Annotated in this window: 13 protein-coding genes; 1 reads left to right on the top strand and 12 read right to left on the bottom strand. The window is 63.0% G+C overall.

Features of this window, described 5'->3' with window-relative positions:
* Positions 1 to 84: 84 nt before the first annotated feature.
* Positions 85 to 435, top strand: a complete 351-nt coding sequence (locus C482_RS10665; protein ID WP_006167631.1) for a hypothetical protein — start codon at positions 85 to 87, stop codon at positions 433 to 435.
* Between the two features lie 57 nt (positions 436 to 492).
* On the opposite strand, the gene C482_RS10670 is transcribed toward C482_RS10665, so the two are convergent.
* From C482_RS10670 to C482_RS10725, 12 genes are all read right to left on the bottom strand, one after another.
* Complete coding sequence (locus tag C482_RS10670) at positions 493 to 843, bottom strand: helix-turn-helix transcriptional regulator (protein WP_004267708.1); 351 nt, start codon at positions 841 to 843, stop codon at positions 493 to 495.
* Between the two features lie 103 nt (positions 844 to 946).
* Positions 947 to 1,837, bottom strand: coding sequence for an NRDE family protein (locus C482_RS10675; protein WP_049896636.1), 891 nt, complete (start codon positions 1,835 to 1,837; stop codon positions 947 to 949).
* A gap of 94 nt (positions 1,838 to 1,931) precedes the next feature.
* Positions 1,932 to 2,087, bottom strand: a complete 156-nt coding sequence (locus C482_RS21140) for a rubrerythrin-like domain-containing protein (RefSeq protein WP_006167633.1) — start codon at positions 2,085 to 2,087, stop codon at positions 1,932 to 1,934.
* A 98-nt stretch (positions 2,088 to 2,185) separates the two neighbouring features.
* Positions 2,186 to 3,883 (bottom strand): class I adenylate-forming enzyme family protein, encoded by a 1,698-nt coding sequence (locus C482_RS10680; RefSeq protein WP_006167634.1) that lies wholly within the window; start codon positions 3,881 to 3,883, stop codon positions 2,186 to 2,188.
* A complete protein-coding gene (locus C482_RS10685) occupies positions 3,880 to 4,971 on the bottom strand; it encodes a mandelate racemase/muconate lactonizing enzyme family protein (RefSeq protein ID WP_006167635.1) in 1,092 nt (363 codons plus the stop codon). The genes C482_RS10680 and C482_RS10685 overlap by 4 nt, the downstream gene beginning before the upstream one ends.
* A complete protein-coding gene (locus C482_RS10690) occupies positions 4,972 to 5,910 on the bottom strand; it encodes a 1,4-dihydroxy-2-naphthoate polyprenyltransferase (RefSeq protein WP_006167636.1) in 939 nt (312 codons plus the stop codon).
* A 112-nt stretch (positions 5,911 to 6,022) separates the two neighbouring features.
* Positions 6,023 to 6,745: a hypothetical protein gene (locus C482_RS10695; RefSeq protein WP_006167637.1), complete on the bottom strand. Its 723-nt coding sequence runs from the start codon at positions 6,743 to 6,745 to the stop codon at positions 6,023 to 6,025.
* The gene (locus C482_RS10700; RefSeq protein ID WP_006167638.1) at positions 6,742 to 8,172 is read right to left on the bottom strand and encodes a DUF7350 domain-containing protein; all 1,431 of its coding nucleotides are present in this window, start codon (positions 8,170 to 8,172) and stop codon (positions 6,742 to 6,744) included. Before C482_RS10700 ends, C482_RS10695 begins: the two co-directional genes overlap by 4 nt.
* Positions 8,173 to 8,260: 88 nt before the next feature.
* Complete coding sequence (locus tag C482_RS10705; protein WP_049896633.1) at positions 8,261 to 9,565, bottom strand: DUF7405 family protein; 1,305 nt, start codon at positions 9,563 to 9,565, stop codon at positions 8,261 to 8,263.
* Positions 9,566 to 9,780: 215 nt separating this feature from the next.
* The gene (locus C482_RS10715; RefSeq protein WP_006167641.1) at positions 9,781 to 10,683 is read right to left on the bottom strand and encodes a 1,4-dihydroxy-2-naphthoyl-CoA synthase; all 903 of its coding nucleotides are present in this window, start codon (positions 10,681 to 10,683) and stop codon (positions 9,781 to 9,783) included.
* A gap of 68 nt (positions 10,684 to 10,751) precedes the next feature.
* Positions 10,752 to 11,705, bottom strand: a complete 954-nt coding sequence (locus C482_RS10720) for a permease (RefSeq protein WP_006167642.1) — start codon at positions 11,703 to 11,705, stop codon at positions 10,752 to 10,754.
* 2 nt (positions 11,706 to 11,707) lie between these two features.
* Complete coding sequence (locus C482_RS10725) at positions 11,708 to 12,091, bottom strand: ArsR/SmtB family transcription factor (protein ID WP_006167643.1); 384 nt, start codon at positions 12,089 to 12,091, stop codon at positions 11,708 to 11,710.
* Between the last annotated feature and the right edge of the window lie 61 nt (positions 12,092 to 12,152).

The raw sequence follows: 12,152 nt of genomic DNA on the forward strand, positions 1-12,152 counted from the left end.
CACAGCCAGTCTTGACCCCGAAACCAGTCGTTGAACCGATCATTGGTCTGTATACTTAAGCTCACAGCTGCTGACGGACGTGCTATGATCGGGGTTGGATCGACGCAGGTCGTCGCCGCGTGCTTTGCGGGGACGATGATCGTCGTGAGTGCAATAGGGCTGTTAGAGCGGGCGTTCTCACTGGAGTCGGTTGCCGAACGCTACGGTCCGGCGATCGTCGTCGCGGGCTGGGTGCTGCTCGGGACGCTCGGAGTGGCGATGGCTGGGCAGTTGCTGGCCGGCGAGACCGTCTCCGTCACCGTGGCGTTCACCGGCTTCGCGGCGACGCTCGCCTGGGTGTTCGTCGAACAGAGCGTGACGCAGTCGCCCGAGAATCCGACGACGCCCCTCGGGCGCTGGCTACTGAGACGGCTCTCTACGAGTTCGAAGGAGTGAGAAATCGGGCGGCTGCTTGCTGTGTTCGTCTGCGGTTCGGTTGCTGTTTCCCGCTCGCTACTCCTCGTAGGCGAGGTTCATAATCCACTGCGAGAAGGCGTCACTGTTCGGATCGACCTCCTCCTCACCGATGAACGGCGAGAGCATGTCGCCAGCCATCAACAGTGTAAAGTCAAGATCGCGTGCGGTCGGCGTGATGTAGTAGGTGTTGTGTCCGTTGTACACCGTATCCTCGCGGTTGACGAGGTCGTACTCGACGAGCGACTCGACGATTCGACTTCCCTTGCGCGAGGAGACATCGAGTTCCTTCCAGAAGTCGCTCTGGTGGATACCGCCGGTCTCTCGAACGAGTTCGAGACCGGCCCGTTCGTCCTCCGTGAGCTCCGATTCGGCCGCAGAGACGCTCACGGCAACCACCCCTCCGTGCTCGTACTCGTCGCGACAGCCAGGTGTGCGTCCATGTGCGTATGAGAGGCAGGGAGCCGCTTAAATGTGCCCTTCGACGCCAGTGTCATTCGTTTCGACGAGTCCATTCTTCGAACGTGAACTCGGCACCCGTCGTAGGGTCAGTTGGCCCGCCGGAGTCTGATTCGGGTTCGAACGTGAACTCGGACGCAGACTCGGAGCCGGAGTCGGACTCGAGTGCAAGCGCAACCGGCTGATATGCCGTCTCGCAGGGTGGGCCGGACGCGAACCAATAGGTCGCGCCGGCGAGTCCGTTTGCCCCGTCCGAATCCGGGGCGATCGCGAGCAGTGAGGACGACCGCGTGCCGTACCCGTCGCCGTGGATACAGACACCGAACTCGTGGTCACCGAGGACGGTGCCGGCGCGTGCGAGCCAATCTGGGGCGGATTCGTCCGTCTCGGCTGCGAGTTCGGCGCGAACCGCTCGTGCGTTCTCGGCCTGCGCGCTCGCAACCTCGGTCCGGAACGACGGGAGGTCCACCTCGTCGTCCGCGGCAACGTTGACCACGACGTGGACGCCAGGGTCGAACTCGGTAACCGAGAGGTCGCCGTCCCACTGATAGCAGTATGCGTCGGTCGCATCGGCGATCACGAGCCAGAAGCCGTCGTACTCGTTCCCATCTGTCGCCTCCTCGACGATATCGGCTGCGTCCGACGCGGAGCGGGCCTCGAGGACGTCTGCGACGAGCAGTCCCCGAGAGCGGTCACCGGCGAGGTCGGCGTCGATCCACTTGTTGGTGATGCCGGCGAAGAGGCCGTGTTCGTTGAAACCGATCCACGTGCCGCCGGCTTCGGCGTCCTGCGGGGCGACGACAAGCGGGCCCTCACTGTAGATGGCGGGTGGGTGTGAGTCGCGGTCGACGGCTTCATCCCGGTTCGCGGCGACAGCAACCGGCACGTCATCGAAGACCTGCCAGGCGAGCGTCAGTGTGCACACGTTCGAAAAAAGGCGGTCAAGCATCTTAAGTGACGGTCTGCCACTCTGTGCCCGGGTTCAAAGAACGGACGGCACTGAGAACAATGCGGACCCGCTACTCGATCGATTTCGCGCGGTTCTGAAAGTCACCGCCACACAGCTCACACTCTCCCGGGTTCGTCCTGGCTTCGACGATTCGACCGCACTGAAGACACTCATACGCAGACGTTAGCTCCGAGGTGTCGTCTTCGACATCTTGCCCGTGTGGCATATGATAGCATTCGATCTCAGCGCATAAAGATTGTTTGAGGCACCAGATGTTTGACACGCTATCGTTTTATAATTGCTGTGTCGTGCCTGTGACCGGAGTTAGCGGGCTGTCGTCAGGTCGACACCGACTGCGAGCAACCGCTCGCGGGCCGCTTCTCGATCGACCGTGCCCGAGTGTGTCCGCGGGAGTGCATCGACCACACCGATCGTCTTCGGACACTTGAATCCCGCCAGGTTGTCGTCACAGTGAGCACGGACGGACTCGAGTATCTCCGAGTCCGAGTCTAATTTCGTCCCGCTCGCCTCGGCGGGGACGATCAGCGCGCTCACGCGCTCGCCCCATTCTGGATCCTCGAGACCAACGACGGTAGCTGTCTCGATGGCCGGGTGGGCGCACAACACGTCGATCACCTCACCGGGGTCGACGTTCTCGCCGCCGGTGACGATGCGGTCGCTGCGCCGGTTGAGGATCCACAGCCGGCCACCCTCGTCCCGGTAGCCCACGTCACCGGTCCGAAGGCCGCGGTCGCAGAACGCGTCCGCCGTGCGTGTCTCGTCGAGGTAGCCCGGCGTCACAGTTGGTCCGGAGACGACGATTTCGCCCGCCTCACCTGCCGGAACCGGTTCGCCGTCGTGACCCACGATCGACACATCTGTGACGATGAGCGGCTGGCCGACTGTCCCCTCGTGTCGCGCTGCCTCTGCCGGTGTCGCGGTCGTGATCTGCGAGGCCGTCTCCGTCATGCCGTAGGTCGGGTAGGCCGGCACACCCGCTTCACGGCAGCGCGTCAGAAGTTCCGTGGAGGCGGGTGCGCCACCGAGGAGAACGAACCGGAGCGCATCAGCCGGCTCCCAGTCGGCGTCGAGCAGGCGCTTGCACATCGTCGGGACCAGTGAGACACCCGAAATATCGTACTCGTCCAGCACGCGGCCCGTCCCGTGCTCGTCGAACGCCCGCTGGATCACCGTGGTCGTCCCGTACAGCGTGGACCGGATGACCGGCGCAATGCCGCCCATGTGATACATTGGGAGACAGCAGAGCCACCGGTCTGACGGCGCTACGCCCAGTCGGAACGCAGAGGCCGTCGCGCTCGCGACCAGATTACCGACGGTCAACTGGACGATCTTCGGCTCGCCAGACGTCCCTGACGTGAACATGAGCAGTTGCACGTGGTCGGACTCGAGTACAACTGGTTCGATGGCAGATTCTTCAGCAACCGGGTCGGCGTCGGTTTCTGTGCCGATTCCGTCGTCGGTGTCCAGGCCAACGGCCGACGGGAGTGAGGAGAGCGACACGACGCGGTCTCCCTCACTCGTCGGCTCGTCGACCGAGTAAACCGGCGGCGCGGACTCGCCGCCAGTCGTACACGCCACTGCGACCGCTTCGGTATCCCGCTCACAGAGCAGCACGTCGAGGTCGAGTCGGTCAACCTTCGAGGTCAGCTCCCCCGTCGTCTCACGGACGTTCAGCGGCGCAACCGTCGCTCCGAGGCGCATCGCGGCGAAAAAGAGCGTCGCGAAGACAGGTCGGGTGTCCATCAGGATACCGATGCGGTCGCCGCAGTTGACGGAGGGGCCTGACTCGAGTTCCGGCACGGATCCAGATGCAGCTTCGGTTTCGGACTTAGACTTGGACTCGGACTTGAGTACCCCCGCGAGTCGATCCACCCGCCGGTCGAACTCGGCGTAGGTCCATTCGGTGTCGGTATCGACGTCGACCAGTGCCGACCGCTTGGGCGTCGCGGCCGTGCGATGTGAGAGGAGGTCCCGTGTCGGCCACTCGTGCGTGCCGATCATTCGTGCCACACCCCCTGGATGCCGAGCCCCTTCGCCTGCGGGACGACGGCAGCGCCGTTCTCGAGAAGGACTGGATCGCGGCCCAGATCATCGGCGAGCAGGTCGCCCGTTGCGAGACCGCACGCGGGGAGTTCCGGGATGGCCGCGGCGAGGTGGACGGCACCGGTCCGGGCGACGACGCCGTCGATGGTCGTCGTCACGAGCGGCCTGATGCCGAGTTCGGTCACCCAGGCGGCGATCTTGCGCGCGATGTCGATTCCGCCGAGTGCCATTGGCTTCAGGACGAGGATATCAGCAGCCTGTGCCTCACATACCGCGTCAAGGCCGTGCTCGAGTAGTCCCTCGTCGAGCGCGATGGAGAGTTCACCCGCCGCGCGCTCGCGAAGATCGGCGTGGCCCTCGAGCGCCCCCGCCGGAAGCGGCTGCTCGACGATCGACACACCGAGCTCATCGTCGACGAACGTGTCGATCGCCTGTCCGGCCTCGTCGAACGTCCACGCCTCGTTCGCGTCGACGCGCAACTCGACCTCGGGGCCGACGACCTCACGGGTTCGCCGAACGCGTTCGATGTCCGCCGAGACGGGACGGCGACCGACTTTGAGTTTGCAGCAGTCGAAGCCGCGCTGGACGGCGTCCGCAGTCTGGTGTGCCGTCTCCCTGGGATCGCCGTCACCGATCGTCGCATTCACCGGTACGCGGCCAACCATCGGCCCCTGCCCGATGTACCGATACAGCGGCGTCGCCTCGCCCGTCGCTCGGCAGTCCGTAATCGCGAGCGAGACGCCGTGTCTGGCCGCCGAAGCGCCCGCAGCCGCCTCGAGTGCGTCCTCCAGATTCCCACCATCGCGGAGTGCCCGACTGGCACGCTCGAGTGCATCCTCACAGTCCGCAAACGGCTCCGTCCAGCCCGAAAGCGGCGTCGCCTCGCCGTACCCGACTGTTTCGTCTCCGCCCGCTCGGTCCACAAGTCGGAGCAGAAATCCCTCGCGTGCGTCGATCGACCCCGACGCCGTCTCGAGTGGCTCTCTGAGAGGGAGCGAAAACCGTCGGTACTCGAGTTCGAACCGTGAGGCGTCACCACCGGACACTTAGATCACCATCCCTGCGGCGAACAACGCTGCATACAGTGCGAGCAGTTTGCCGGTCGCCTCGAGCGCCGGGTTGAGCGCCTCGCCGTCGGTTCTGGTCCAGATCGTCTGTGCGATCATGGCCGCGTAGGGGAGCGAGACGAGCGGGAGCAGCACACTCACGGGGAAGCCCTCGCCGAGCCAGAGCCAGACGGGGACGAGATATGCGAGCGCAAGCATGGCAGTGTACTCGATTCGACTCCCGCGATAGCCGAGTCGGACAGCGAGCGTTCGTTTGCCGGTCTCGGCGTCGGTCTCGCGGTCGCGGACGTTGTTGACGATGATGATCGCCGTCGAGAGTGCGGCGATCGGGAGACTGGCGAGGAACGCACCCCAGGTAATCGTGCCGGCGGGAATCGTCGTAATGAACGGCTCGACCGCCGCGGCGGCCTGTACGTAGTAGGTGCCGACGACGGCGACGATACCGAAGAAGACGAACACGAAGAGATCACCGAGGCCGTGGTAGCCGAGCGGGTAGGGGCCGCCGGTGTAGGCCCAGCCGCAAAAGACACTCACGAGGCCGATGACGAGAATCGGGAGGCCGCCGATATAGACGAGATAGGTGCCAGAGAGAATCGCCAGGGCGAACGTGACCGCGGTCGCGAGTTTGACCTGTTCAGGGGGGATAATTCCTGCCTGCGTGACGCGGGTGAACCCCTCGCGGTCGTCGGTATCTGCGCCCTTAATCGCGTCGTAGTAGTCGTTCGCAAAGTTCGTCCCGATCTGGATCAACGCAGCGCCGACGAACGCCATCAGCGCTGGTCCGGGTGCGAAGACGCCGTCGTGGATCGCGAGTCCCACGGCAACGATGATCGGGGCTGCGGCCGCGGGCAAGGTCTGGGGGCGGGCGGCCAGCAGCCATGCCTTCGTCCGGGACATATCGACCTCAGCCGTACTCATGCATCGAGTGTCCAACTCGAAAGAGTGTCAACGTTGGCATTGCAGCCGACCGCGTGGGGAAGCCCCATACCGTGAGTATCGGCCGCGACACTGCGCAACACGTCAGCTACCGTCAGTCGCGGCGTTTCACAACTGCCGCAAGCGCGAGCGCAGCCAGTACGCCGAGTGCAGCAATACCCGTGAAGCCGGGGACGCCGTCTGCGTCACTCGCACCCGCCGCAGCCGAGCCATCGATCTGCACATGCGCGTCACGGTCAAAGGTCCCCTGCGGGTAGTCACTAATGAGAATCGCCTCTGCATCAGTAATCTCGATCGTCTCGTTGCCACTCGGGGCATCCGACGCAACCTCGAACGTAACCGTTGCCATCGGCCCCGTCGTCCGCGCACCGTCACCCGACGGCTCGCGCTCCTGCTCGATCGTCACCGCCCCCGAATCCTCGTCAATTTCCTCGTGCTCGTGTATCTCGACAGCCGAATCGCCGTCAGCCAGCATCCGCTCGTGCTCGATCGCTGTGACTGTGAAGATCTCGCTGTTGTACTCGAGTGTCGCCGCCAGTTCGTCGACGCCGTCACCCACGAGGTCGCCGTGGGTACTCGCGACGAGCTCGAGTTCGAGCGTGTCACCGGCGGCAGCCTCGGTGTCTTCCGGATTGAACCAGAAGCTGGCGATGTTGTCGCCGGCACCGACGGGTGCGGGGACGAACGCGACGGCCACGAGGGCGAGACAGCACGCGGCGACGAGGGTGGCAACGCGGAGCTCGCGCCGCCTGCCATTGTCGTCGCCATCGCCGTCGCCGTCACCGTCAGTCACTGCACTCGAGTGTAGCGCCGTCATTGCTCGGGAACGGTGAACTCAACCGGGGGCATCTCGAGGAAGGCTGTGTCGTACCCCTGGTGGCGCGCGACCTGCGGTGGTGAGTCGATCGTGACCGTTACTGAGTCACCGGCTTCGATCTGTGCATCGTTGACCACCAGTCCGTAGTGGATGCCGTACTCGCTATCGAGCGTTTCCGCGAGCACCGCGTCAGGACCGGCGATTGTGTCGTCGCCGCGCTCGACGGTGACGCTAAGTGCGGCGTCGGCGAGCGGGACACGGTTGTACGGCGTTCGTGGGGAGACGAGGAGGTACTGGCCAGCGGTAACGTCTCCATCTCCGTCGTCAGAGAGTCGTTCCGCGTCCGCGGACCCGTCCTCGAACAGCGCTGCGAGGATCGCCGCGTCGTCGCTCCGTGGGAGCGAGTCGTGGTCGGTTGGAACGCCGTCGGCACCAGACTCGTCGTCGGCGGTAGCCAGAATCGTGCCGTCGTACTCCTCGACCTGGGGGAGAGCGGAGTAAGGGACGTGTGCGTGGTCGTCGTGGCCGTTGTGATCATGCTCGTCCCCGTGGTCCTGTTCGTGACCGTCGTGATCGCCGTGGTCGTGGCCGTCGTCGTGTTCATCCTCGTGGTCGTGATCGTCGTGACCATCGTGGCCTCCATGCTCACCGTGATCACCGTGATCCATCGGCTCCAGCGCGCCACGGTCGCCCCACTCCGCTTCGTCGAGATACTGGACGCCGCCAATAACCTCGTGGCGGAACTCGTCATCGTACTCGAATTCGAAGGTCGCGCTCACGCGCTCGTCGAGTCGGCCCACAAGGTCGCCGGTCTTTCGCACCGAAACCGGCGGGATCGTCACTTCGACGGTGTACGTGCCGTCTTCGGGAAGGGTGACGTTATCGCCAAAGTGAAAGCCCATCTCCTGGGAGATCATCGACCACGGTGAGACCGGTGACCCAACCTGCTCGTCGCCGTCGTAGACGCGGATCTGAACGCCGTCGTCGACTGGCAACACAGTTCCCGTCTGCTGGTCCCAGAGCGTGAACATCATGTGGACGCCGCGCCCGCTATTGGGACTCTCACGTTCGACGGCGTCCTCGCCGGTGCCCGCGATGGTCCAGAAGTCGTGCGGATACGAGAGCATCGGTCCGAGCATGATGTCGCCGGCTTCGACCGGGTCGAGCATCCGCATGGCCTCGCGGTGGGTCGGGAGATAGACCGCGTTCGGCGGGTCCTCCACTTCGATCGTCGGCCGACCGTCGCCGTAATCCTCGCCGGCACCGTTCTCGTCGCCGTTTTCGGCGTCCGGATCGTCTTCGTCTTCCTCATCGTCACCGCTGAAACAGCCGGCGAGTGCGAGCACCCCCGTCGCTGCGCCCGTCTGGGCGACGAACGTTCGTCGGTCGATCTCGGTTTCGTCTGTGGTCGGCGTGAAGTCCTGCATGGTGTATCTGTCGTGTCTGCTGGTTCGCGTCTCGTGTTTCGTGTCCCATTGACGTTTCGCGTTTCTTGTCTCTCGAGAGACCGTCTGATCAGGCGTCCGGATTCGCCGCCGGCAACGCGCGCAACTCCCGCGGCGGGAGCAGGTAGTTCCCGCGCCGGTTGACGAAGATGTAGTGGAGGATCCCGTTGTTCGCCGAGGCAACGTCGAGATCCGCACCCGTCATTGCCTCGCGGACTCTGACAAAATCCTCGATTTCGTGCTGGAGCGAAACGAAGTGCAACCCCGGCCGGTCGCCGTCGATCGTGTTGAAATCGCGGCGCAAGAGTGGCGGGTCGCCGTCCTCGCGTCCGCGTGCTGCCTTCTGAGCGTGGCCGACGACCCCTTCCTGTCGAGCATCCGCAGCCGTCGCCTCGATCCGCTCGTCACTCAGCCCGCTGTCAGCCCCAAGTTCCTCGCCGACGTCACCAACAAGATCCTCTGCAGCGTGTTCGGGGCTGAACATCTTCGAGACGCGCTGGTAGTGGTTCTCCTGCTCGAACCAGACCTCAAGCTGAATGTCCATCGAGGAGACGTGCTGTGTCGTCCCATCGGCGAACGGCCCAGAATCGATGGTCACGTGGTCCTCACTCGCCTGCGTCCGGTCGAATCCCGAGCGAAAGCCCATGAAAAACGGCGCGTCCTCAGGGACCGCGTCGGGGACGCCAGCGACATCCGTGTGTTCCACCGGCAGACCATCACCGACGAACCCAGTTCGCCGATTCTCGTCGACGCGCTCGAAAACTTCTGTGAGATCGGACTCGAGTACAACGCCGTTACGTTCCGGCTCCTCCTGGTCGCCGAACAGTCCCTCCTCGACTTCGAGGACGACCTCAGGATGATTGCTCGCGAGGTGGAGCAGGGCGTCGAACTCGTCGAAGGAGGGGTCTTCCCGTGACGTGAGTGCCTCTGGTTCGGGGAGATCAACCACCTCGGGGAGGTCTTCGTCGAACCGCTCGAAGTACGCCGGCGTGTAGCCGAGCGTGAACAGGAGTCCGTCGGTGCTCCACTCGTAGGCGCGTTCGAGCGTTCGGAGGGCGGACTCGGTGACCTCGCGGGCGTCAGCAGTCGGTTCTCCGTTGGCGGTCGCACGCTCAGTCAGCGCCAGTGGGAGCAAGACGTGGTGTGCCGGCGGCTGGACGTTTCCGTTGTCGTCACGCGGCGCGAACTCGTTCCATGCGTACTGGCGAGCGGGCAGCGAGTCAAGGTCGTCGGTTCCCGAGGGAACGTTGTTTTCCTCGCCGTTCTCGTCGCTACTCGCGTCGAGACACGCACTGAGTGCCGTCGCGCCGCCAACGGCGACGAGCGAGCGGGCGTACTCCCGGCGGGACAGCGTGGACCGATCGGGGAGCGTCACTAGTACCACCACTGGATCGGATGCTCCAAAACGTTACTCTTTGTGACGAGTCTACCGTTATCGTCGACAGAACGTGTTCGGGTTTCAACGGGAGCAGTCGCGGGAACTCGACACAACACCATCGTTTCGGGGACGGACTCGAGTACCCACGGCTCGTAGCTTGCGGCAAAGATTGCGATTGTCATGTGAGAAGTCACCAGCACCGAATTTCCTGGTCAGTAGTGCCACGGATAGTCGTCGAACTCCGGATCGCGGCCCTCGACGAACGCGTCGCGGCCCTCCTTCGCCTCGTCGGTCATGTACCCAAGTCGGGTTGCCTCGCCGGCGAACACCTGCTGGCCGATCATGCCGTCGTCGGTCATGTTGAACGCGTATTTCAGCATCCGCATCGCCGTTGGGCTCTTCGCGTTGATGCGCTCGCCCCACTCCAGCGCCGTCTCCTCTAACTCCTCGTGGGGCACCGCCTCGTTGACCATCCCCATCTCAGCGGCCTCCTCGGCGCTGTAGGTCTTCCCGAGGAAGAACACCTCGCGGGCCTTCTTCTGACCGATCTGCTTGGCGAGGTAGGCCGAGCCGAAGCCGGCGTCGTAGCTCGCCACGTCGGGATCGGTCTGGAGAAACTTCGCGTGTTCCTCGCTCGCGAGCGTCATGTCACAGACGACGTGCAGCGAGTGACCACCGCCGACGGCCCAGCCGGGGACGACGCAGACGACGACCTTCGGAATGTGGCGAATGAGGCGCTGCACTTCGAGGATGTGGAGTCGACCCTGCTCGGATGCGCGGGCAGTCTCGTTCTCCTCGTCCTCACCCGTGTACTGGTAGCCGTCGTCGCCGCGGACCGTCTGGTCGCCGCCGGAACAGAACGCCCAGCCGCCGTCCTTCGAGGAGGGGCCGTTGCCGGTCAGCAGGATACAGCCCACGTCGGTCTGGCGCTTTGCGTGATCCAGCGCGTCGTACAGTTCGTCGACCGTCCCCGGGCGGAAGGCGTTACGAACGTCGGGGCGGTCGAACGCGATGCGAACCGTCCCAGAGTCGACCGCGCGGTGATAGGTGAGATCACGAAAGTCGAACTCGTCGACCGGCTCCCACCGGTCTGCGTCGAAGCATTCCGAAACCATTGGCCGACTGTCGGGGGCGAATCCTGATATAGGTTCTCGTCGTCCAGTCTCGGAGGATCCGGTACCGGTTAAACGATGAGGGTGTTGAATACGACACCAACGAGTATGCCTATTGTTACGACGGTCCCCGCGTAGACGAACAACAGCCTGCGCTTGAACAACGTATTTAGCAGAACCAGATTTGGAATGCTGACGCCGGCACCGCCGATAACGAACGCCAACACGGTTCCAATAGCAATTCCCTGGTCGCTGAGTGCTGCTGCGATCGGTAACATTCCACTAAGACTGATATAGACAGGTGCGCCTGCCAGCGCAGCTAACGGAACCGCAAGCGGATTCTCCTGGCCAAGTACTGTATGGAGAAGTTCAACCGGGATGACACCATGAATGAGTGCACCGATTGTCATGCCAAGAACGAGGTATGGGACCGTATCGGTGAAGAACGACCACGCTTCACGGGCCGCAGTCTCAACGCGGTTTCGGTGTGTGGTTGTCGACGTTGCTCCAGCACAGCAAGAGTTTGCTCCGCCATCCGTAGCAACTGCTTGTCCCTGTTGATCCTCGATTCGAACGTCCTTCACGTAGTCTGTAAGCCCAAGTCGTCCGATGATGAGCCCGCCAACGATTGCCGCGAGAAGCGTGAGTATGACGTACCAGACGGTGATTTCGATGCCAAATAGTCCGAACAACAACAGGATTGCAATCCAATTAACGAGTGGCGACGCGAGCAAGAACGAAAACGCCAGTCCAAGTGGTGCACCTGCTTGAAGCAGCCCTGCCAATACAGGAACAGTCGAACAGCCACAAAACGGTGTCACCGCACCGAGACCAGCGGCGGCAACGTTGCCTGATCCCTCGTCGTAACCGCGAAGTTTCCGTTCAACTTTTTCTGGAGGAAGATACTCCTGTGCAAGCGCAACGAGGAATGATGCGCCAATGAACAATGGGACGAGGATGACAGCAAGGTAAAGAAAGTAGTTCCAGGACTCGAGGAGTGCACTGGAAAGACCCGGCGAGAGCATTTTCAGTCGTCCTCCTGGACCGCGTTGGCGAGGTCAAGGAGTTCAAAGACGGCGGTGTCAGCGATGCGGTAATAACTCCATTTCCCTTTCTTGCGGGACTTGACCAATCCTGCGTCTTTCAGTTTCCGGAGATGCGTCGCAACCGTTGATTGTGGAGCATCGAGAATTACCTGTAACTCACAGCCACAGCACTCAGATTCACGGAGCGCATTGAGAACTCGGAGTCGATCTGTATTCCCGAGGGCCTTGAAAACGTCCACTTGGCCGGTAACGTCCTGCTCAGATGGTTTGATTTGTTGTAAGTCAGCGACTCGTTCGTCTGGATTATCGTAGAGGCGATCAAGTGCGTCGTAGGCGTCGTCCGGTGGTGATGTGTTTCCAGTCATATCGTGTGTTTCTGAGTTGAATTATTCACAGCAACGATCCGATCCGTCGGCTCCCGATGCA

It is taken from the genome of Natrialba chahannaoensis JCM 10990 (assembly GCF_000337135.1).
Taxonomy (GTDB): Archaea; Halobacteriota; Halobacteria; order Halobacteriales; family Natrialbaceae; genus Natrialba; species Natrialba chahannaoensis.